22 protein-coding genes are annotated in these 22,884 nt (G+C 45.9%); 9 read left to right on the forward strand and 13 right to left on the reverse strand.

Annotated elements, in window-relative coordinates:
- Positions 1-49: 49 nt before the first annotated feature.
- Together IJ23_RS20590 and gltS (IJ23_RS20595) are read right to left on the reverse strand one after the other, a co-directional pair.
- Positions 50-916, reverse strand: a complete 867-nt coding sequence (locus IJ23_RS20590) for a hypothetical protein (RefSeq protein ID WP_005374442.1) — start codon at positions 914-916, stop codon at positions 50-52.
- 154 nt (positions 917-1,070) lie between these two features.
- Positions 1,071-2,297 (reverse strand): sodium/glutamate symporter, encoded by a 1,227-nt coding sequence (gltS, locus tag IJ23_RS20595; protein ID WP_025768732.1) that lies wholly within the window; start codon positions 2,295-2,297, stop codon positions 1,071-1,073.
- 413 nt (positions 2,298-2,710) lie between these two features.
- Here gltS (IJ23_RS20595) and IJ23_RS20600 point away from each other — a divergent pair, with 413 nt between their 5' ends.
- From IJ23_RS20600 to IJ23_RS20610, 3 genes are read left to right on the forward strand one after another with little or no spacing between them, the layout of a single operon-like run.
- Positions 2,711-3,082 carry a GntR family transcriptional regulator gene (locus IJ23_RS20600; protein ID WP_005374444.1) on the forward strand — a complete coding sequence of 124 codons (372 nt, stop codon included), beginning with the start codon at positions 2,711-2,713 and terminating at the stop codon, positions 3,080-3,082.
- A complete protein-coding gene (locus tag IJ23_RS20605) occupies positions 3,079-3,936 on the forward strand; it encodes an ABC transporter ATP-binding protein (protein ID WP_033907224.1) in 858 nt (285 codons plus the stop codon). Before IJ23_RS20600 ends, IJ23_RS20605 begins: the two co-directional genes overlap by 4 nt.
- Positions 3,936-4,766, forward strand: coding sequence for a hypothetical protein (locus IJ23_RS20610; RefSeq protein WP_033907225.1), 831 nt, complete (start codon positions 3,936-3,938; stop codon positions 4,764-4,766). The genes IJ23_RS20605 and IJ23_RS20610 overlap by 1 nt, the downstream gene beginning before the upstream one ends.
- Positions 4,767-4,866: 100 nt before the next feature.
- Here IJ23_RS20610 and gltS (IJ23_RS20615) read toward each other — a convergent pair whose 3' ends face one another.
- Complete coding sequence (gene gltS / locus IJ23_RS20615; protein ID WP_005374448.1) at positions 4,867-6,102, reverse strand: sodium/glutamate symporter; 1,236 nt, start codon at positions 6,100-6,102, stop codon at positions 4,867-4,869.
- Between the two features lie 862 nt (positions 6,103-6,964).
- Here gltS (IJ23_RS20615) and IJ23_RS20620 point away from each other — a divergent pair.
- The 4 genes from IJ23_RS20620 (at position 6,965) to IJ23_RS20635 (ending at position 10,623) form a co-directional block, all read left to right on the forward strand.
- Entirely contained in the window at positions 6,965-7,741 is a 777-nt protein-coding gene (locus tag IJ23_RS20620) for a DUF4344 domain-containing metallopeptidase (protein ID WP_033907226.1), read from the forward strand.
- A gap of 41 nt (positions 7,742-7,782) precedes the next feature.
- Positions 7,783-8,169 (forward strand): thiol-disulfide oxidoreductase DCC family protein, encoded by a 387-nt coding sequence (locus IJ23_RS20625; protein WP_033907227.1) that lies wholly within the window; start codon positions 7,783-7,785, stop codon positions 8,167-8,169.
- 175 nt (positions 8,170-8,344) lie between these two features.
- The gene (locus tag IJ23_RS20630) at positions 8,345-10,006 is read left to right on the forward strand and encodes a methyl-accepting chemotaxis protein (RefSeq protein WP_033907228.1); all 1,662 of its coding nucleotides are present in this window, start codon (positions 8,345-8,347) and stop codon (positions 10,004-10,006) included.
- Between the two features lie 122 nt (positions 10,007-10,128).
- Positions 10,129-10,623 (forward strand): peptidylprolyl isomerase, encoded by a 495-nt coding sequence (locus IJ23_RS20635; RefSeq protein ID WP_020195057.1) that lies wholly within the window; start codon positions 10,129-10,131, stop codon positions 10,621-10,623.
- A 140-nt stretch (positions 10,624-10,763) separates the two neighbouring features.
- On the opposite strand, the gene IJ23_RS20640 is transcribed toward IJ23_RS20635, so the two are convergent.
- The 7 genes from IJ23_RS20640 to IJ23_RS20670 are packed head-to-tail and all read right to left on the reverse strand — an operon-like array spanning position 10,764 to position 17,396.
- Positions 10,764-11,555: a LytR/AlgR family response regulator transcription factor gene (locus tag IJ23_RS20640; protein WP_033907230.1), complete on the reverse strand. Its 792-nt coding sequence runs from the start codon at positions 11,553-11,555 to the stop codon at positions 10,764-10,766.
- Positions 11,556-11,570: 15 nt separating this feature from the next.
- Positions 11,571-12,593, reverse strand: a complete 1,023-nt coding sequence (locus tag IJ23_RS20645; RefSeq protein WP_033907231.1) for a sensor histidine kinase — start codon at positions 12,591-12,593, stop codon at positions 11,571-11,573.
- Positions 12,594-13,940 (reverse strand): hypothetical protein, encoded by a 1,347-nt coding sequence (locus IJ23_RS20650; protein ID WP_033907232.1) that lies wholly within the window; start codon positions 13,938-13,940, stop codon positions 12,594-12,596.
- A 45-nt stretch (positions 13,941-13,985) separates the two neighbouring features.
- Positions 13,986-14,771, reverse strand: a complete 786-nt coding sequence (locus tag IJ23_RS20655) for an outer membrane lipoprotein-sorting protein (RefSeq protein ID WP_033907233.1) — start codon at positions 14,769-14,771, stop codon at positions 13,986-13,988.
- Positions 14,764-16,032 (reverse strand): ABC transporter permease, encoded by a 1,269-nt coding sequence (locus tag IJ23_RS20660; protein WP_033907234.1) that lies wholly within the window; start codon positions 16,030-16,032, stop codon positions 14,764-14,766. The genes IJ23_RS20655 and IJ23_RS20660 overlap by 8 nt, the downstream gene beginning before the upstream one ends.
- Complete coding sequence (locus IJ23_RS20665) at positions 16,020-16,718, reverse strand: ABC transporter ATP-binding protein (protein ID WP_033907236.1); 699 nt, start codon at positions 16,716-16,718, stop codon at positions 16,020-16,022. The genes IJ23_RS20660 and IJ23_RS20665 overlap by 13 nt, the downstream gene beginning before the upstream one ends.
- A 9-nt stretch (positions 16,719-16,727) precedes the next feature.
- Complete coding sequence (locus IJ23_RS20670) at positions 16,728-17,396, reverse strand: hypothetical protein (RefSeq protein ID WP_033907237.1); 669 nt, start codon at positions 17,394-17,396, stop codon at positions 16,728-16,730.
- Positions 17,397-17,788: 392 nt separating this feature from the next.
- On the opposite strand from IJ23_RS20670, the gene rodA reads away from it, so the two are divergent.
- A complete protein-coding gene (gene rodA / locus IJ23_RS20675; RefSeq protein WP_033907238.1) occupies positions 17,789-18,871 on the forward strand; it encodes a rod shape-determining protein RodA in 1,083 nt (360 codons plus the stop codon).
- Positions 18,872-18,943: 72 nt separating this feature from the next.
- Here the strand turns inward: rodA and IJ23_RS20680 are convergent, their stop codons facing one another.
- The 3 genes from IJ23_RS20680 to IJ23_RS20690 form a co-directional block, all read right to left on the reverse strand.
- Positions 18,944-19,660 carry a YebC/PmpR family DNA-binding transcriptional regulator gene (locus IJ23_RS20680; protein ID WP_005374482.1) on the reverse strand — a complete coding sequence of 239 codons (717 nt, stop codon included), beginning with the start codon at positions 19,658-19,660 and terminating at the stop codon, positions 18,944-18,946.
- A gap of 135 nt (positions 19,661-19,795) precedes the next feature.
- Entirely contained in the window at positions 19,796-20,005 is a 210-nt protein-coding gene (locus tag IJ23_RS20685; RefSeq protein ID WP_005374484.1) for a DUF3283 family protein, read from the reverse strand.
- Between the two features lie 100 nt (positions 20,006-20,105).
- The gene (locus tag IJ23_RS20690) at positions 20,106-22,004 is read right to left on the reverse strand and encodes an ATP-binding protein (protein ID WP_033907240.1); all 1,899 of its coding nucleotides are present in this window, start codon (positions 22,002-22,004) and stop codon (positions 20,106-20,108) included.
- Positions 22,005-22,072: 68 nt separating this feature from the next.
- On the opposite strand from IJ23_RS20690, the gene IJ23_RS20695 reads away from it, so the two are divergent.
- Entirely contained in the window at positions 22,073-22,828 is a 756-nt protein-coding gene (locus IJ23_RS20695) for a substrate-binding periplasmic protein (protein WP_033907241.1), read from the forward strand.
- Positions 22,829-22,884: the final 56 nt, after the last annotated feature.

Here is a 22,884-nt window from a genome sequence, read left to right on the forward strand (position 1 = left end):
CCCGTGTTGAACACGGGTTTTTTCTTATCTGAACAGCGGGCTTAAGTCGTCAATAAGCTTTAATACCAAACTGACGAAGACGCTTAGGAAGCACTTCATCCAACTTGTCTAGTTCACTCGGTTCGACTTCGATAAGATTGAAATGATGCTGCTCATAAACAGTACGAATGGTCTCACGGTCGGCCTGAGCCATCTCCCCATCGTCACTTCCCCAAAATTGCAAATAGACTTTGCCACCTGGCAAGTAAAAATCGCTAGTGACATCTTGGTCAATCGGCAACTGACGCTCATAAGCGTGCACAACACCAGCCAAGTACAGCCAGTTGTCGATGAGCAACTCCCCCTTAGAGCGCACGTAATGCCCATCTAATGTTCGGTGCTTGGCTTCAAATTTTTGGCGAAAGCTTGAGTACGATTTATCCGTAGAATGTGACTCCGCGTCTTGCCCTAAAAACTCAATGACAGACTGCTTAAGACGCTTGTTACGCAGCACCACATCGTGCCATACGACAAAGGTATTTTGTGTTTCTTTATCGGTTCTTTGCTGCCCACCAGCGCGCACACCAGCTTCTGTGACACTCCACCCCTCTTCGGATTTGGTCAACCAACCCAGTTCACTCAAAAGCTGGTTCATGCGCTTCGCATTCAATTTCAGCTTTTCACCCAGTTGTGTCGCGCTCAATGTTTTCCCTGAGCTGGGAGTCAGCTCAATATGTAAGTTAGTCGGCCAGACGATGAACTGGCCAAATTTAGGGTGATCCACATACTCACCGCCAAACTTTGCCCCTTCTTCGGTCAAAATCCACTTTTCATCTTGGCGAACGATGTAGCCTGCACGTTTGAGATCGGCAAACAGCAGCTTAGCTTCTACCTTGCGCATTTTCGCTAATGCCGACGTCGATATTTTTTCAGACATGTGGGTACCTCATGCTGCTGCAAAATTGAACACTATGTCGTCATAGTAACGTATTGATTTCACGGCTTGAAGTCAGGCAAACAAGATTTCGTGTTACAAATAGCAAAGCCAGCGTATAGGTGCTGGCTTTGTTATTTCGGTAAAAAAGCGAATGTTATTTAATAAAAGCGATGCATCCTTGCAAAATCACTAAATTCACAATGTCGATGAAGAATGCACCGACAATTGGAACCACCATAAATGCTTGTGGTGATGGACCATATCGACTCACGATGGAGCCCATATTCATGACCGCAGTCGGTGTAGCACCTAACCCAAAACCGCAGTGTCCGCTAGCGATCACCGCCGCATCGTAGTTGCCTCCCATCATGCGGAATGTTACGTAGTAAGTGAACATCGCCAACACTGCCGACTGAATAGCAAGAATAATAAGGAATGGGATCGCAAGATCGAAAATATTCCACAATTTCAAACTCATCAAGGCCATGGCAAGAAATAGAGATAGTGCAACTGTGCCAAGAATATCAACGGTTTCTAAATCAACCTTGCGCGCCTTCGTCACTTCCATGATGTTAGTGATAACAACACCAATAAACAGCGCATACACAAAATCGGGAATCATTAGCCACTTGATGTCAAAACTGCTTACCCAACTCTCCAGATACTTCGCGCCTGTCACGCAAAGTAAAATGATGGACAAGCTTTCAACGACTCTTTTCGCTGTGACACGATCTTCCTCATGTTCGTTGTACGTCACCAGTTCAGGGAAACTCTGATGACTTTGATTGGTGCGTCCGTATTCCGATTCCAAGTTGTGTTTGTTTAGTAGCTTTTGTGCAACAGGGCTGCCAATAATCCCGCCCATCACCAAGCCAAATGTAGCAGAAGCCATTGCCACCTCTAGAACATTATGCAAACCATACATTTCTTGAAAAGTTTGCGACCACGCAGCTCCAGTTCCATGTCCGCCAGAAAGCGTAATGGATCCGGCGATCAACCCCATGAGTGGATCTAACCCCAACGCTGTTGCTAAGGACACGCCGACCGCATTTTGGATAAGAATGTAGACCGATGCCACAACTAGGAAGATGAAAACCTTCGCACCGCCTTTAATCAGTTGGGTGTAATTTGCCGCTAAGCCAACGGTTGCAAAAAACATCAGCATAAAGACGTTTTGCAGTGGTAAATCAAAGGAAACATCCACACCGTTTAAGTGCATCGTCGTGATTACGCAAGCGACCACTAGACCACCAACAATTGGCTCTGGAATATTAAATTTTTTTAAGGTTGGTAACTTGGTATTGATGAACTGCCCTAAAAACAACACGCAAATTGCGACGAGGAACGACTCCTGTGGGCCGATAGATATTACCTGATTCATGAGACCTCTTTACTCTACTCTTTCTCATTCATTGAGCACGCGCTCAACGTGAGATAGGTGCCTAAGCCAGTCAGATTGCCTCTCGAAACTTTTGTTTTCTAGGCCTCTTTGACCATTGATTCTCATCAAGTAAGAAATAGGCAGACCTAAAATTATGCTAATTATCATTCAGTGAGAATATTCATTTAGAACAGGCGATAAGTGTATTGATGGGAAGAGAAAAACAACACTTCTCAACTTATGAGAAGTAATTAATTTCCATATAAAACAAAACCTCAAAACAACGACCACATAGGTGGATATTTAGAGCGAATGAGACAGGCGGATACACTAGGTTTTAAATTATTACTTTCTCTCTAACGCACTAGGTGTTATACATATATATAACACCATCTCAACCAAGAGATTCACTCATGACTAATTGGCATGATCGCCAACCGATATTTCGACAGTTGGCAGACCAGATCACGCAGCAAATACTGCAAGGTGTCTGGCAAGAAGGCGATGCTCTGCCCTCCGTCCGTAGCATCTCTGCAGATATGAAAATTAACCACCTCACAGTTATGAAAGGCTATCAATTGCTTGTTGATGACGGGCTAGTGGAGAAAAAACGCGGTCAAGGTATGTTTGTCGCTTCAGGAGCAAAGCTCAAATTACTCGCAGACGAGAAGGCACGTTTTCTTCAGCAACAAATTCCACAGATAGCCGACACAATACAGCGTCTGGATATGTCACTCGACGAATTCATTCAACAACTAAAACCACACTTGAAAGGTGACCAATGAGCGCATTAGTCAGTGTAAACAACGTCTCCAAGCAATATCAGCAACAAGGAGAAGCACTGCATGAAGTGAGTTTCGACCTACATGCAGGACAAGTACTTGGCTTACTCGGCCATAATGGCGCAGGTAAATCAACGCTTATTAATGCCCTACTCGGTGCACATGAATATCAGGGCACTATTCGTATCAACGGATTTGAACCCATTATGCAACGCGACAAGATAATGCAGAGCTTATCCTACATCTCGGATGTCAACGTTCTGCCAGATTGGATGACCGTTGCTCAACTGCTTAACTATACCGAGGGCGTGCACTCAGGGTTCAATCGCGCCCAAGCAGATACGCTACTTCGTCAAACGGACATCAAACCTCGTGCGCGTATCAAATCTTTATCCAAAGGGATGAAGGTGCAATTACACCTCGCGATTGTGATCGCGACCAACACCCAAATCCTCATATTGGATGAACCGACACTCGGGTTAGATCTCGTGTATCGCGAGACGTTTTATCGTCACTTATTGGAATGGTTTCACGACGGCGAGCGCGTGTTGATCATCGCCAGTCATGAAGTATCAGAGATTGAGCACTTGCTGACAGATGTTCTGATTCTTAAGCATGGTCGCCCCGTTCTGCAAACCTCGATGGACAGTATCAGTGAAGACTATTTCATTCTTGAAGCCAACAACGAGCACCGCACACAAATTGAAGCGATGAACCCACTCTCGTCACAAAAAGGCCTCGGTTCAACGAAATGGTTACTCAAAGCCCAGTATGCCCAACAAGCAGAAACAATGGGCTCCATCCATGGGGTGAAGTTAGCGGATTTATTTTTAGCATTGCAGAAGGAGGCAGCGTAATGCGCTCAGTTGTCGCGATGTTGCAAAAAGAGTGGTTAGAAAACCCTCTTGTTTTACGTATTCCACTGTTTGTGTTGGCGTGTGGAGTTATTCTCTTTGTGAGTTTAATGAGTAACGACACTCTACAACACAATATGTTTTTCCAAATGAGCTTTGGTGGCGATGTCAGTGACATTCACAAAGAGCTTGGTGATGATGTCAATACGTTGATAACCGGAGGAGCAGGGCTGCTGTCTATCTTGTTAGCCGTTCAGTACTTCCCAAGAACGCTACGCAAAGAACGGGCGGAAGGCTGCATTATGTTTTGGCGCAGTATGCCTGTCAGTGACATAAAAACCCATTTAGTGAGGCTAGGATTTGGCTTATTGGTGATTCCGCTCGTCTGCTCGGTGCTCGTACTCGCTGCAAATTTAATGTTGTGGTTGCTGAACATCTCTACTGATCACCAATTGGCTTTATTGTACCGCCAAGCCTCGTTAGGTTACGTGCTGCTGCATTGGGGAGAGTTTTTAATCAGAATGTTTTTCGCCGGTATTCTGCTGTTACCGCTGGCATTAACTGCGATGGCTATTTCACAAAAAGTGAACTCACCACTGGTCATTTTGTTTATCGCCATTTATGCGCTGCGTTGGATGCCTATCGCACTTTTTGGTTTCTACGGGCTAGATCAGTTTTTCTCCGAAGTGCTTTACCTTCCGCTGCACGCCATTATTACACCAAACCCATTCAATGCCATTCCTCAAGCGGGTTGGTTAAACGTTGGCATTTACGCCTTCATTGGTATTCTTGGTTGGACAGCTAGCCTCAAGTTCAGCCGAACTATCCAATAATGCTTCGTTCAATAAACGACCAAACCAAGTCATAAAAAAACGGTCACAACCAGTGTTGTGACCGTTTTTATTTCGCCTCTAGGAGCTCATCCACTTAACTTTAACCAAGGAATGAAATGTAGCCTTGCAAGATAATTAAGTTGACGATGTCGATAAAGAAAGCGCCCACAATTGGCACCACCATAAATGCTTGTGGCGACGGGCCAAATCGGTTAACGATTGAACCCATGTTCATTACGGCTGTTGGGGTTGCACCCAAGCCAAAACCGCAGTGCCCCCCTGCAATAACCGCAGCATCGTAGTTGCTTCCCATCACTTTGAACGTAACATAGTACGTAAAGATAGCTAAGACGACAGACTGCACAGCTAAAATAACCAAGAATGGAATCGCTAGATCAAAGATATTCCATAACTTCAAGCTCATCAGAGCCATCGCTAGGAACAGAGATAGCGATACCGTACCTAACATATCGACCGTTTCGGCATCTAACTTACGAATCTTGGTCACTTCCAAGAAATTCGTAATGATCACACCAATGAATAGCGCATATACGAAGTCTGGAATCATCAGCCATGAGATTTCATACGTGCTTACCCATTGCTCGACATACTTGGCCCCAGTAACACAGATCAGTAGGAAGAAGAGTTTCTCCACCACTTTTTTCGCCGTTACTTTATCTTCTTCGTATTCATTGTAAGTCACCAACTCCGGGAATTTCTCGTGAGTTTTGGCATCTCGACCACCACGACCATACTCAGACTCTATGCTGTTCTTTTCCACCAGACGCTGCGCTACAGGGCTACCAATGATACCGCCGATGATCAAACCAAAAGTCGCTGATGCCATTGCAATTTCTAAGACGTTATCCAATCCATACACGTCTTGAAAGGTTTGTGACCACGCAGCACCTGTACCATGACCACCTGACAGAGTAATCGAGCCAGCAATTAACCCCATCAAAGGATCTAAACCGAGCGCCGCCGCAAGTGAAACGCCAACGCCGTTTTGTATGATGATGTAAAACGATGCGACAGCTAAGAAGATAAAAACCTTCGCACCTCCTTTCATCAACTGAGTGTAATTTGCGGCCAAACCAACTGTCGCAAAAAACATTAACATAAACGTATTTTGTAATGGCAAGTCGAACTCTAAATCGATGCCGTTGAAATGAAGAGCAGTAATCATGCAGGCTACAATAAGACCACCTACAATCGGCTCAGGTATGTTGAATTTCTTTAAAATCGGTAGCTTAGCATTAATAAAATGCCCCAGGAAAAGCACACTGATTGCGACCAAGAAGGACTCCAGTGCACCTACAGATATTAAATGATTCATATCGCCTCTTATTATTGTTCTCTTCATTCTCCGTAATGAATGAGTGTTAGTTTAACCTTCGTTCAATAGCAAATTTTCTCGCTTTATTGTTTCGAAAATACTCAAAAAGTTGGTGTAGATGCGCCTTAGGCTAGTTTAAGGGGCGCTCCTTAAGCGATGTGTCAGTTTTTACGCTGTTAGCAAGCCCTTAAATGTGAAAGGAGCTGATACAGCTCCTTCAAATGGCCCCTCGCAATACCTGTGCGTTATCGCTTGGGCTGTCGTGTTGTGAGTAAATTCTGGGTGACACTTTCTGAACCACTTCGGGCTCCCTTACTTAAACAGAATGTGTCAATTACTATCAAACAAAGTTCCTTCCCGTTGTAACCGCTAAACGCCGAGAGCGCGTTCAAAACAATTGGGTTTGCCTGTTCCTGTCGTAGCTTTTCAACTCTGGCTCATGGTGTATAAACGAGCCGAATCCAAGGAAACTCTCAGGCTGCAACAAACGTTTTCGTCACAACGGAGCAGGATTATAACATATCGCTGATAATTTTCTTCAATTCAGTGACATTCACCAACCCCATAGTTAAACCTTGCAATGATTAACTGCCTATTATCATTTTCACAGATAAAAATCGAAGCGCAGTTACTCAGTAAGCTTCTTAGAATACGATGCATAGCTAATAACTTCACCGCCGTTCTTATCCAAGAGGTCTTGATAAACGCCCTAGAGAACCAAGCAGCCGAAATATGCGATGTTATCATGATTGCTTTTCGAGACCGACGTCCCGACTTTGGCTAATGAGTACACCCCCAACTATGCATCAGACAAAAACATGTATAATTTTTTATACAAGTTATTCAATAACAAGAGTCCCACATGAACATTCATTCGCTTTGCGCTGCGCTATTACTCAGCATCGTCTCATCAGCTACAGCAGCTGAAAACATTCGTATTCAATATTCTCCCATAGAGACAACTCATGAAAAAATCGCCCAACAATCGATTCAAAGCAGCGATGTAAACACCATCTTTGTTGAGCTGTCTCAGGCCTACTTTCCATTTGATAAAGCTCTCACGCTGGTTTACGGCGGAGAAGATGGTCCAATGTATGATCCTGATACACACACAATATACGTTCCTTACACTTTTTATTTGGAGTCGCTCAATTACTTCTCCAATAATCAGTATGAAGAACGCTTCGGAAAATCCCCAAAAACAGGGGCGCTAGATACGTTATTGCACACTTTACTTCATGAAGCTGGACACGCTTACATTGCCGATCAAAACATTCCGGTACTGGGTAAAGAGGAAGATGCGGTCGACAACTTCGCGACCATTTTGTTGATTGATTACGTCGATGACGGTGCCGATGTGGCGATCAGTGCTGCAGACATGTTCGCATTCGAATCCGACGACAGACCGGACTACTACGATTTTGGCGAGTACATTGACGAGCACAGTTTCGATCTACAGCGTTACTTCTCTACCCTGTGTCTGGTCTACGGCAGCGATCCAGAGCAATACAAAGCCTTGTTAGATGAAGTAGAAAAAGATTACTTACGCGATCGTAAAGAGTTCTGCCAATTCAATTACGGCAACATCCGTGATAATTGGCTGCATTACTTGCAAGACAATGAACTAAAAGAAAAATAATCGCGTAAAAGGGATAAGAACCGCCAATAATGAGCTCAATCATGACCAAACTGACCGTATTTTACGATGGCACTTGTCCCTTGTGCGCCAAAGAGATGAAGGCGCTAAAACAACGCGATTCCAAGCAGCAGATTAAAACCGTCGATATCTACAGCGAGGCGTTCGCCGCTTATCCGCAGATCGATCCGGAGCAAGCCAACACCATTTTGCACGCCCTCAACGATAAGGGTGAGCTGCTGCTTGGGTTGGACGTGACTCATCGTGCATGGCAGCTGGTCGGTCGCGGTTGGTTGTATGCACCGCTACGTTGGCGCGCTGTCAAACCTGTTGCGGATTGGCTTTACCTCAAATTTGCCAAAAACCGCTACCGCGTCTCCTACTGGTTAACGGGCACTTCTCGCTGCAATAACGGTTCGTGTTCACGTTAATTGTGATCCTGCTTAAAAATGCTACGACCTTAGTCTAAATTTATAAACTTCCAGTACTTCTGATTGATTAACTCGGTTAATCTCTAAGCATTACAACAATAAGTATTAATAATTTTATCAGGCAAGCTTATTCGGCTTGTCACTTGTAACGCTGCGCCGAGAGAAGGACGTCTCTATGAATCTGACGATCAGAAAACGACTATATATCCTTTCAATAATTCCAATTCTAACCATGGCAATAGGCATGATGTGGTTCACCTACCTACAAACCACAGCCTACAACGAACACGAGATTGAGCAGACTCGAAGTCAAATGATGGAGATGAAAAAAGCCGAGCTCAAAAACTACGTCCAAATGGCGCGCTCCGCCGTCGAGCCACTACTCGCTCAAAATGCCCCACTTGAAGAAGCACTGCCTATCTTGAAACAGTTGGAGTTCGGTCAATCCGGCTACATCTTCGGTTACGATTCAAAAGGCGTGCGTGTCGTGGTGGGTAAAAACACCAAAGGCATCGGAGAAAACTTCTATAACTTGCAGGACAAGAAAGGCAATTACCTGATTCAGGATTTGATCAAAAATTCCAAAACAGGTGAGTTCACGACTTATTACTTCCCGAAACTCGGTCAGAACGAAGCGCTACCGAAATTGAGCTACTCAGTCTTTATTCCTGAATGGGACTTGATGTTAGGTACGGGCTTCTACACTGACGATATCGACGCGATTGTGGCAAACATGGAAGAAGCCGCGCATCAGGCCCTCAACACCACTCTGACGGCAATTGCTCTGTTCTGTGTTTCGATTGCAGCTATCGTTGCGGTCTTCGCGGTGTTTGTTAACCGCAGCATCATGAAGCCTATTGAGCAGTTTGATGCTTCAATTCACTCTTTCGCGCAAGGCGATGCAGACTTAACCGCACGCATGGAAGAATCGAGCGTACCGGAATTCACTCAGTTGAGCCGTAACTTCAATATCTTTGTTGAAAGCCTGCAAGGCATCATCAAGAGCGTTAGCCACGTAGGGCAAGAAGTGGTTTCAGAAACCAACGACATGTCACAGCGAGCATCGCAAGTGGATGAATTGGCTTCAGGTCAACGTGAAGAAACCGAACAAGTCGCCGCAGCAATGACCGAGATGACAGCAACGGCGCACGAGATATCCAGCAACGCTAACCAAGCGGCGCAATCCGCCAAGGACGCCGACGAAAATTCACAGCAAGCGAAACACATTGTTGATTCCGCAGCAAACTCTGTTGAAGCGCTCGCGCTAGAGGTGTCGGAAGCCTGCACGGTGATTTCTCGTTTAGAGAGCGATGTACAAAACATTTCTTCTTCGCTAGAAGTGATTCAAGACATCGCCGAGCAAACCAACCTATTGGCACTAAACGCAGCCATTGAAGCAGCCCGTGCAGGCGAACAAGGTCGCGGCTTCGCAGTCGTTGCCGATGAAGTTCGTAAACTGGCGAGTCGCACTCAAGACAGCACAGGCGAAATTCACCAAATGATTGAGCAGTTGAAGTCTGGCTCGGATGCAGCAGTGAAAGCCATGGGTTCAAGCCAAGCGCGTGGTGAAGCAACCGTTGAGGAAGCACGAGCTGCCTCTGCCGCACTGCAAGAAATCCAAGCCGCAATTGCTAACATCATGGACATGAACACCTTGATCGCAACGGCAACCGAAGAGCAAAGCCAAGTTGGGCAAGAGATTTCACAACGTATTGAAGTGATCTCTCAACAAAGCAGCCAATCGGCACACCTTGCCAACCAAAACCGTGCAGGCAGTGGCAACCTTAACCACAAAGCTAACGAGCTGTACGACTTGGTCGGTCGCTTTACGGTTTAACGCTTTCCTCACCCATTCACCATGCAAACAGCGGCGCCAAAACGTCGCTGTTTTTATTTCTGCTATCCTCATACGACTTAGCTATAATGCCGCCAACTTAGCACCCATAAGGGCAAAACCAGATGATTATTATGACCACCAATTTCGGTGACATCGAGATTGAACTGAACCTAGAACGAGCGCCAGTTAGCTCAAAGAACTTCAAAAAATACTGTGAAGATGGCTTCTACAACGGCACCATTTTCCACCGCGTTATCGACGGCTTTATGATCCAAGGTGGCGGTCATACCGAAGACATGGCAGAAAAGCCAACACGTGCCCCGATCGCGAACGAAGCAAACCGTGGTCTAAAGAACCTTGTTGGCACTATCGCAATGGCGCGTACCGATGCACCGCACTCTGCAACGGCACAGTTCTTCATTAACTTGGAAGACAATGATTTCCTAGACCACACCGCAACTACCAATCTAGGTTGGGGCTACGCAGTGTTTGGTAAAGTGACCGCGGGTATGGATGTCGTAAATCGCATCGCGAAAGTAAAAACGACCTCTAAGCTTGGTCACGATGATGTGCCATGCGATCCAATCATTATCGAGAAAGTGACGATCAGCGAATAAGCCCATTCATCTATTCGGAGAAATCGTCGCTATAAAACGAAGAAAGCGCCTAATGTCAGATGACTTAGGCGCTTTTTGTTTTTGTTGCTGAAACAAATGAGCAGCGAGTTTACAGTGTAAAGAGTGAGCAGTTCTAGCGATTACATCCCTTTGAACAAACTTTGAGATGCACGGCTCACAGGGAGCTTACTTTCTCCAACGTGAACAAACATTCTGCCAGCAAAGTCTTTGTTTACTTTGCTAATTTTGCACACTTGTACCACGCTTGAACGGTGCACTTGCCAGAACTGTTCTGGGTTAAGCTGCCCTATCAACTCTTTCAACGATGTACGAATCAAATACTCCTGCACTTTGCCTTGTCCTTGTTGGGCATACACAGAAACGTATTTTTCTTCCGCTTTGAAATACAACACATCAGACGTAGCAATCAGATGAATATCTTCCCCTTGCGTCGCCTTAATCCACTGAAGATATTGCGGCGTTTGTGGCGCGGATAATTGCTGCAGTTGCTCTAACAGGCTGCTCATCTGCACATTACTGCTCTCTTGCTCTCGCTTAGCAAGGCGTGTTTTCACTCTTTCACACGTCGTCAGGAGACGCTCATCCGAGATAGGCTTGAGCAAATAATCGGCGGCATTTTGTTCAAAGGCTTTTATGGCGTAATCATCGTACGCAGTAACAAACACAATCAAAGGCGGGTTGGCGAGTTGATTGAGTTTTTGCGCTAATGTCATGCCATCCAAAACTGGCATACGAATATCAAGAAACGCAATGTCAGGTTGGCTTTGCTCAATGGCTTGCAACGCTTGTTCACCATCGGCGACTTTGGCTATCACCTCTAGCTCTGGCCACACTTCAGCTAGGCTTTTATCAAGATGACGCCTCAATAGCGGTTCATCATCAGCAATAATGGCAGTAAACCCTGTATTCATTCCTTTCTTCCTTGATTACGATTCCATTGGCCAACTCAGGCGAACACAAACGCCACCCTGAGCAGACTCACTGATAGAAACCTCTCCTTGCCCTGCGAACAAAGCTTCAACTCGCTGCTTGAGATTACTTAGACCCACTCCAGAGCCCATGTGCCCACTAACGTGATTCAAGCCAACACCCGTGTCTCTGACTTCAATCCTCAAGTTCTGTTGTTCGCGCTTGATGAGCAAGCTGACTTCGCCACCCTCTCGCTTCGGTTCAATACCATGGATGATGGCGTTTTCGATTAAAGGTTGGAGCATCATCGGCGGTAATTCGGTTCTGGCTAACCCCTCTTCCACCTCAATCTTATAACTCAGTCGATCACCTAAACGGGTTTGTTGGATGCCTAAGTAAGCCTCAAGTAACGCAGTTTCATCGTCTATGGTGGTGCGTTCTTCGCGTGAGCTTTTGAGCGTTGCACGCAGTAGCGCGGTTAACTGTTCTAGCATCAGCTTAGCTTTATCGACATCTTGCGACATAAGCGCGCTGATATTTGCCAAGGTATTAAATAGGAAATGCGGTTCAATCTGGCTTTGCATCTGCTTAAGTTGACTCAGCAGCAGCGCACGGTCTTGCTCTGCTTTCTCGCGTTTGATGGCCTCTAACTCTCTTTGAGCGATAGCATGTTGCTCGCGTGAGTAGAAATAGAAAAAGCACATGGCACTGAATAACAACCCCATGAGACCAACTGACAGCATACTTGAGATACCGAAGTATTCCCCAAGCCAAAGCTGAGCGTTCACCACACCAAACAATAGGCAAGCCGTCAGCGAGATAGCCACTTCCGCCAAACGAGGAATGGTTGGAAACAGGCGGTCGACAAGCCATGAGAAGAAGATAGCCGAATAGCCAAATCCAAAGCTAACCGCCACATGAATGTAGAATGGACCGCCCCAAACCGAGAGCGTCATTGCTGCGATAAAGAGACAAAATGCCGTGGTCACTAATAAGCTACGCGGCCATCCACTTTTCACCACTGATTTTGCTGAACACATTTAGAATTTCCCTTTGATGTTAAATACAATCATATGCTTATCATTGATTTGTGCGTAAGCAGATTGGTCGTCTCCGGTTAAAAAGCGTGCGGCAACTTCCACTTCTACACTTTGATCGCCGGTATCAATCCATTGGTAATTAAGCCATTGCGTGACAATCACACCACCATCTTGTGGCGACAGCATCACATCCAACGTAGGGGTTACATCACTTAGCCAGCCCATATCCGCTTTACCATTCCATGCAGCCCACGCTTCCACATCCCAACTCCAGTGCAGCATTACGTTATGCTGAACGATATTGGCGTGCTGAAACCCTTGGGCGTAGCTTGTCGCAAGTAGAGCGCTGCTAGCCAACAAAGAGTTGTTAGGATCAGGGATCTGAGAGAGTAATTCACCACGCTCTATTGCTTGTTGCCATTCGCTTTTCGACCATGCACGGCTGTCGTACCAATATTCAGCAATCACGTTGTGTCCGGCTTGGTTTGCCCAATTCAACCCAATTAAGGCTTGGAATGCGCTGCCCTGGTCCTCAACCGAAACGGGTTGGTAAAGGTCATCTTGCTGAAACTGATAGCCGACACTTTGCTTTTGCCACAGCATAGAACCGTGCATGGCGATGGATTCATCCCACACAGCAATGGCACTGGCTCCGAGTAAACCTCGGCGCACATCATCGTAATAACCAATAAGTTGATACTCAGTGTCACCCACCAGCGCGTATCGACGAATACCAATACCTTGTTGCTCTGCGGCTTGATCAAGTGCACTTTGGTCTTGTTGCCCCCAGCTTGAATCCGTTGCAATCACCGTCCACTCGCCTGCCATATCGTAGTGTGAGAGTGAAAACACACCCGCACCCTCTTCTGCTACTAAGCCAACAGGATTTTGTCGATAAGGCTTAAACAGATCCAATGGTCGGTAGCCATAACCCACGCCCCAATCCACGCGTAACTTACCCAAACTCACATCAAGAGTGGTGTCACCGACTTGCCACTCCCCTACCCAAGCCAGCTCACGAATCAGCAACTGGCTATCAGCTTCACTCCACCAGTCACTCTCACCTTGTTGATTGAGGTACAAACCTTGGCTGTACAGAGCGAACAAGCCACTGAAGTTTTGATAGTTCACTTGCACATCCAACAGTGCATTAAGTGAATCACGAGAACTGCCCTGCGCCTGCATAAATGCGCTGTCACGCTGCTTGACAGTTTCGTAACTGACAGCCCAATCCCACTCAAAACTCAGTTCGTCATTGGCAAAAACTGGGGCTGCCGCGCCCACATACAACGACGCAGCAATCAATAGACTGGTGCTTTTGTTAAGGTTAGGCTGGCGCAATTTCATGTGTCTTCCTTGCTCGTTTTCATGGTTCTCTTTACGGAGTTCAGGCTAAAGCTGAGTCGTATTGGCTTTCGGCAAATAGCTTGGGTTGTAGAACTTGTTGTCCAACTGCCAAGGCACGATTTCTTGGTACTCGATAACGGTCTTTTTGCTCGGCTGAATGCTATCAAGCAAGGTCATCTCACTGACGTAGTCTTCACCGTTGTCAGTTGCACGTCCGTATTGCGCTTGCTTGGCGAGTTTGCCAGAGCGCAAGTAAAGATCAGCTTTGATTGGAAACGCATCTTGCTCAGACAACCACAAGTCGATCTTCTGATAGCTCGCCCCTTTGGTTTTCGCGGTTAACGCAAGGTGATAAGCCGCGACACTTTCCCCGTTTACCGAGACAGTTTCTGTCGCTTTCCATTCACCTTGATAATCTTGGCTCCACGTCAAAGTTGAGATGTCGCCGATAGACGCTTCACCAAGCAGCTTCTGCATTGGCGTAATGCGAATCGGACGGCGGCTCTTTGGCATTTGTAGCCAATAGTTGTCGCCCATCATCAACATCTTTTGCCCGGCTTCGACTGCCGATTTGAACACCACCAGCGATTCACGATTTGGGCGCGTGTACACGTGGTAAAGGCGGGTTTTATCTAGTTCTTGGTCTTGATATAAGCGCACCAATGACACCACTTTGGAGGAATCATCTTGCAAGCGGTAGCTGTCGGCTTTTTCAATCAATTGCGCGACTTGCTGTGCATCTAACGCTGTTTCATTCGCACTGGTATTGATGCTTGCAACGCCAGTTACCATCAGCAATGCAATTGGTAATAGTGATTTGAAATTAAACATAAATCAGTGCCTCCGTAATTGGCTTGTTCACCCCTTTGCGTGCCGAGAAAAACGCCGCAACCAAACAAATCATCAATACTGCAAATCCTGCTATAGCTACCAGCTCCCAAGAGAAGTAAATCGTTAATGGGTAACCTTCTGTGCGTCCTGGCGGTGGCGGCATTTGCACATCTACGACCATCAGTAAGACGGTGACTAGCGCCGTAAACAAAGCGCCGATTAAGCTACCAATCACCGCAAGTAACCCTGCTTCGCGCAAGAACCCAGCAATAATTTCGCGAGGGTAGCTACCAAGAGCCGATAAGGTGCCGATTTCACGGGTGCGCTCAGTCACCGACATAGTCATGGTGTTGAACAGCGCAACAAAGACCACCAGCGCCATTACTGCACCCATGATGCCGAAGATACGATCGTACAAATCTTTCACTTTGAGATAGAAGAACGCGCGCTCTTGCCAAGGCGTAATCTCAATATCTTGATCACCAAAGTTCTGTTTTTGCTTACTCAGAACCGAAGCCACTTGTTGCTCGACTTGGTTAGTTAAACTGGTGTCGAACAGGAAGACAGATAACGCACTGACTTTGTCTGAACCGAGCAGCGATTGCGCGCTGTTGATATGCACGTACAGTTGGCGTTTATCAAGCTCAGGCACGCCAGTTGAATAGATACCACGAACTTTGAAGTCATACGCGTTCAATGCGCCGTCGGTAGTGGTCGCCAGCAAGGTAATCCAATCGCCAACGTGCACACTTAGGTTGTTCGCCAAATCAACGCCAAGCATCACTTCTGGCTCTGTAGGGTCATAACGCGATGCATGAATGTCGGACAGCGTTTGCCCTTCGCGCACATCCAAAAACGGTCCTTTCATATCGAATTCACGTTCGTTCACGCCAATGCCGATAAAGATCGATGATTTGTTACCGTTGGAAATCAAACCACTGAACTCAACTCGTGGTTGCACACCTCGCACTTCATTCAACCCAATCAATTGCTTGGTAATGTCGTCTGCATGAGTTAAACCGTTACTCAGTGGCATCTCTTCTTCTTTGGCGAAGTAACCCGGTGTGGTTAACGTCAGATGCCCCGTGTCACGCGCTGTCGATTCTTTCAAACTGTCGTAGGTGTATAGACCAAAACCGCCCGCACTGGTTAAGGCAAACACGGCAATGGCAATGATCAACATCGACAATAAACTGCGACGGCGATTGCGTTGCAGGTTCAACCAAGCAAGGCGAACTGAAACTGGAATTAGCTTGCCCATGAAACCTCCTCCACACTTGCGTGCGTTTGGGTAATTTTGCCGTCCACCAATTCAATGGTGCGATCGCAGCGGGATGCCATACGAGGGTCGTGTGTAGCGACGACAAAAGTGGTGCCTAGCTCGTGTCCGAGCCCTTTCATAATGTCGATGACCTTGTTGGCAGTTTGGCTATCAAGACTTGCGGTTGGCTCATCAGCAATCACCAACGCTGGTTTGTGCACTAACGCACGAGCAATTGCCACACGCTGCTGCTGACCGCCCGACAAGTTATCGGGCATGTGATGAATAAACTCACCCAACCCAACGTGTTCTAGCATTTGTGTGGCGAGCTCGGTTTGTTCTGCTTTTGAAAAGCCGTTGAGATGCAGCGGATAAGCCACGTTCTCTAGCGCCGTCATCACGGGGACAAGATTGAATTTTTGGAACACAAAACCAAGCTTTTCTCGGCGCATTTTCGCCGCATGCATTTGTCCGGTTGGGTATGGGCTGCCTGCAAATGTCACCTGACCTTGGTATTGAGTATCCAGCATGCCAAGCACGTTAAGTAAGGTGCTTTTGCCTGAGCCCGACGGTCCACACAATGCCACCATTTCGCCGGCAAACACTTCACCAGACACATCTCGCAATGCACGCACCGTTTGGCTGCCAAGGGCGTAATCGCGGCTAAGTTGATTAAAAACGATCATGACGCCTCTCTAATATTTCGCTAGCAGCGCTTTCGCGGTTTGCGTTTCTAAATTGCTGTCACCCAACTGCTCCATTTGTGCTAACCATGTTTTGGCTTGTTGAACATCTTCAGCGCGCAGTGCCGCTTCAATGGCGTAGCGATAAATCCAAGACGTTGCGGCGAAAGGTTGCTGGCTAAAACTCGGTTCATCGAGCAGAGAAAGGTACAGCTCGTAGCCACGCTCAAAGTGATTGAACATGTCAGGTAGAGAAGTAAATGTGGTAGCTGCCATAGCGGTGGCTAGTTGGTATTCCGGCAAACCTTGTAAGCGTTGTTGCTCTTGCAGTGGTACTGGCTGATTCGCCATTAGATCCAAACCTTTTTGGATAGTAGCAAGACCGCGCTCGGTGAACTTCATCTTGTTCCAAGGCATAAACGCCTCACGACCTTGCAACGTCTCAGCACTGCCCAAGTAAACCAAGGTCACCGGCGTTGCGCCCTGCTCTTCGAGTTGTTTGGATAGTTCGCCATAAACAGTATCAACTAAGCCAGAGTCACCCTGCGCCGCTTGGTTGAATTGACTGAGTGTGCGCTCGCTTGGGTTAGCCAGAGCCAGATTGCTGCTAAGTGCAAATGTGGCGATAAAGGTACTTGCCAGTTTAAGAGCTTTGATTAAGCGAGATTGAGAAACCATCATGTACTGTCCTTAGTTGAACGTGATTTGATGGTTTCAGATTAAGGGAGAAGATCGCACGCTGCTTTTGCATGCGACCAATGGCAATTATGCGGAGTGAATGGTATTGAGAGAGGATGAATGACATTCACTTAAACAGAAAATACAATTCCGTTCATTCGTAACGCTACATTTTTACGGCAGTCACAATAAAAACACTGGCTTAAAATCTGAGGCTAGTGTATTTATCCATCCCACAACTACCCATAACAGACAGTGCGCACTCTCCTTTCTTACACACCTTTGCATGGTGTCTGTTGTTTCGAAATCGAGATTCTTAGCATCGGAATAGTTTGAACTCTTCGAGTTTTAGTTGTTTTCGCACTCAAAATAGGTGCGTTATTAGGTCGTTGAAAATGAATAAGCGTTATTTCCCAAGAGTTGATTTACCACTGCTCATGGCGATCATTCCGATCATGCTGTTAAGTTCGCTCACTCTCTGGAGTGCCAGTAGCTTTAATGAGGCGATGCTCTTCAAACATTTGGCGCGCTGCGGACTGACATTAGTTTGCATCTTGGTCATGTCCTCGATTCCAGCGTCCAGCTATCAGCGCTCAGCTCCATATCTCTACATTATTGCGGTTGCTCAGCTACTTGCTGTCGCTTTATTTGGTGATAGCACCAATGGCTCTAAACGTTGGCTCGATATCGGCTTCTTCCGCTTTCAACCGTCCGAACTAATCAAACTTTCCATTCCAATCATGATCGCCTGGATGCTTCATATTGAAGGAGGTCGACCAAACATTCGGAAAATTGCGTTTTGCTTACTTATTACAATGATTCCTGCCGGGTTAATCGCGCTACAACCGGATTTAGACGGTGCAGTTTTTACCATCATTTATGCATTGTTCGTTTTGTTTTTGGCTGGCATGAGCTGGAAAATAATCTGCGGGTTTATTGCGAGCATTTTAACGTTAGCACCTATTTTATGGTTCTTCGTTATGGAAACCTATCAAAAGAGCCGTGTAACACAGTTCTTGCACCCTGAGTCCGATCCACTGGGTTCGGGTTACCAAATCATCCAATCTTTGATTGCGATTGGCTCAGGCGGTATGAAAGGCAAAGGTTGGATGAATGCAACGCAGGGAACACTTGGCTTTATTCCAGAAAGTCATACGGACTTTATTTTTTCGACCTATGCAGAAGAGTGGGGCTTTGTTGGCAGTTTAGTCTTACTCGCATTGTACTTGTTTATTACTGCACGCGTTATGTTGCTTGCATGTCAGTCTGACCACTTTTTTAGTCGGCTGGTAAGTGGCGCATTAGCGATGAGCTTTTTTCTGTATGCTTTTATCAATACGGGCATGGTGAGTGGCTTGTTGCCAGTAATGGGTAGCCCACTTCCCTTCTTTAGCTATGGCGGCACGGCGATGCTAACTCAAGGTATCTGTTTTGGTGTAATCATGTCGCTGTGTTATTCCAAATATCGTAACGCATAGCGTTGCTTGAGAAAAAGCGATCAAAAAAGGCTTCCCTAAAGAAGCCTTTTTACAACGATATGAGCGAATTAATTACAGCTCTGCGTTGTGGTAAACCTGCTGAACATCATCACAGTCATCTAGAAGATCTAGGAATTTCTGGAACTTCTCAGCATCTTCACCCGATACAGGCGTATGAGTTTGCGGAACGAATGTGATTTCTTCAACATCGATCGTTAGATCTGGGAATGCACCGTTAAGCGCAGTTTTTGTTTTGAAGAATTCTGTGTGAGGTGCGAATACAGTGATAACACCGTCTTCTAGCTCAACGTCAGTAACGTCTACGTCTTCCATCATTAGCGTTTCTAGGATGATTTCATCATCGTCGCCTTTGAACTGGAATACCGCTTGGTGATCGAACATGTGAGAAACCGAGCCCTCAACACCAATTTTCGCACCGACTTTCACAAAGCATTGGCGTACATCTTGGAAAGTACGGTTGCCGTTGTCTGTTAGACAGTCAACGATAACGCTAGTACCGCCAGGGCCGAAGCCTTCGTAACGTGCTGGAGTGTAGTCTTCACCACCGCCACCGTTCGCTTTGTCGATCGCTTTATCGATAACGTGCGCAGGAACTTGGTCTTTTTTCGCTTTTGCGATCAGGTGTTTCAAAGACAAGTTCATGTCTGGATCACCACCACCGTTTTTCGCGCACATGTAAATTTCTTTACCGTATTTGGAATAAACTTTAATTTTCGCGCCTGCAGTTTTCGCCATAGAGGCTTTGCGCACTTCAAAACTTCTTCCCATCGGGATGTCTCTCTAAATTCAAATTTAATGCGAAGGATTTTAGCAAAAAGCGAAACCTTTTCAATTTCGCTTAGCAAAGGAATAGGGAGGTTACCTCATTCGTCGCATTGGATTGAACCATTGCCACGGTTCGCGTTAAGCGACACCCATTACTCGTTTGTACTTTTCGACCGATTGCTGGAAAAACGCCTTTTCATCAGCATCGTTAATCTTGGACAACTGTTCTTCTATTGCTTCAGGACCAGATTTGGCCTCTCTGAGCTTCCAAACCAAAAACGACGCCTGCTTATCCAGTTCGATTTTGTTTTTTTCGTCAGGCGGCAATAGGGATAGATTAAACGACATTCACAGCCTCAAGGTACTTTAAATACTAGCCGGGCACTATATCACACAGAGTTACAATTACAGAATAGAAACGCACTTAACTTGATCGATTTCAAGTTAACTATTTAGGCACAGCGCTGATTTTCAGTGCTTTTGGTAAATGCTGTTCGAATATTTGTTGTAATCGAGTCTTGGTAACGGGTTTAGCCACGAACTCGTTCATCCCGACATCGAAGCAATGTTGCTGATCCTCTTTAATGACATTGGCACTTAGCGCAATAATTGGAACGTGTTTCCCCCACTCTCCCATTTTTCGAATTCGCTCCGTAGCAATAAACCCATCCATCACAGGCATTTGGCAGTCCATAAAAATCAAATCGAAAGGCTGCTGATCACACAGCTGCAATGCTTCTTCGCCATGGTTGGCGACACTCACTCGCACACCCAGTTTTTCTAACATGATGCGAACTACCTTCTGATTGACGATGGTATCTTCAACAACCAATACCCAAGGTTTATCATTATCTTGAGGGCTGATTTCGTTGTCTTCCGCTTTCCGGAAATCTAATACATTAAGTTGGTCGGTATAGGTCGGTTGCGCATTTATTACAGCAACAGGAATCGAAAATTCAAAACAGCTTCCCAGCCCAAGCTCACTTGTTAGTTGTATTTCCCCTCCCATCAAGTTAACCAACTGTGCAGCTATCGCCAAACCAAGCCCTGTCCCACCATACTTTCTGGTGGTACTACCATCAGCTTGTTGGAAGCGTTCGAAGATTGCTTGTTGGTGCTCTTTCGCAATACCAATACCAGAATCCACAACTCGAAACCGGATATGAGCGGTCTCTCCATCAAGTCGAGATAACGCTACAAGAAGCTTCACATGGCCGCGCTCGGTAAATTTAATCGCGTTGCTCAACAAATTGTTCAGAACTTGTTTCAATCGTGTGGCATCACCTTGCACTTCCATTGGCAAGTGAGGATCAATATCGCTGAGCAGCTGTAAGTTTTTCTGCTTGGCTTTGACACTATGTAAACTGATGACATCGTCAAGTAGCTCGCGAAGATCATAGCTCGTGTATTCCAGCTCTACTTTGCCAGCTTCAACTTTAGAGAAGTCCAAAATGTCGTCGATGATCGTCATTAGTGAGTGAGAAGAACTGTCAATGATCTCTACAAACTCTTTTTGCTGGGGATCGAGGTCGGTGTCATTGAGCAACGACGACACACCAATAATGCCATTCATCGGTGTGCGGATCTCATGACTCATAGTGGCGAGAAACTCACTTTTTTTACGATTAGCGACTTCTGCCCTATCGCGTTCAGCCTCTAACTCAGTCTGGTGCTCTTTCACTTTCTCAACACTTCGGTTGTATTTCTCTGCCAAAACACTCACTTCATCAAAGCACCATCGTTTAGGGAGAGTCACTTTACTCGGCACTGTACCGCCACGAAAATCGCTCACCGCACCAGACAGCAATTGTAACGGATTGACCAACAAGCGAAACGCCACCCAAAGAACACCAATGATGAGGACAAGAATTTTGATCGCTTCTGTCGTAAGTAGAAAAAAGAACTGCTGCCAAAGATCTTCATATATCGCGCTAAGATCCGATTGAACCGTTAATATCGCGAGATCATACGTTTTATCGCCGACCCGATACTGCATCGGCCAGCTTCTCTCGACAACATCCTCAGAAAGCGCCGAACCTAATTCAATGATAACTTCGTCTTCACTAGCAATACGCAAGTAGTCCACCGAGGGCATACGCATTGCACCTTGAGCTTGTGTCAGCAACAGCTCCCTATCCTCTACCCACAAACTCGCAGAAAAGCTCGATAAATAGCTAGACTCAACCTGCTTTAATTCAACATCTAAATGGGCTAAATCTTCGTGAAAAACTCGATATAAGCTCACTGTAGAAATGATGACCGTAAAGATTAAACTCAACGTTAATACCGCCAACATAAGTTGGTTGCCGATACTAAAACGACGTTGAGATCGCTCTTTTTCATCCATATGAAACCGCTCCGATAAACTTGCGCTACTCTAAATATAGCTACGCACAAATAATAATCGAGGATACGATGAAAAGACTTCTACTTAGATTGGCTTTTAGCTTAATTGTTGTAAGTTCTCATGTGACCGCAAATCAAGTGAACTATTACGTCATTGCTGAACAAGCTCGACCATTTCAAATTGAACAACAGGGACAAATGCACTCCGGAATTGTGACCGATATCGTCAGCGCTATCTTCGCGGAGTCGGATTACCAAGTGAATTATCATACTTATCCATTTAAACGTATGATTTCCATATTGGAAGAAGGCGCTGAGCCAAACTGGTTAACTTATGGCAGCCCGAACTGGGGCAAGGTGCAATCGGAAAATTTATCTGAGGAGCCCATTTACACTGTAAAACATGTACTGGTGTCGAGTAGCGAGAAGCCTTTAGAATTCAAAAATATGGATACCATGCATGGTCGTTCTATTGTATTACTGCTGGGGTTTGATTATCCAAATTTAACACCGTTCTTTGAAAATGGCAGTGTCAATGAAATGCGCGTGAAAGACTACAACGCCGCATACCGAGTGATAAGCCGAACCCCTGGAGATACAGCTTTTGTCGAGATGGAATCCCGAGTCCTTTACAACTTAAAGCGACTCAATTTGCAGTTAGAGAATTTTCAGATACAGCCTTTCAGCTCGGTTATTCCTGACTACTCAATCTACCTAGCTTTTTCACCTCAAATGCAACCAGAAACTCAAAATTACATCAATACACGACTCGTTGAATTAAAAGCCTCAGGGGAAATTGATGAAATCATTCAAAAGTATCAATGAATCAACTCATTAACAAAAACGCCAACGATGATACGTTGGCGTTTTTGTTTCTGGGA

It is taken from the genome of Vibrio sp. OY15 (assembly GCF_000742455.1).
Lineage (GTDB): Bacteria > Pseudomonadota > Gammaproteobacteria > Enterobacterales > Vibrionaceae > Vibrio > Vibrio alginolyticus.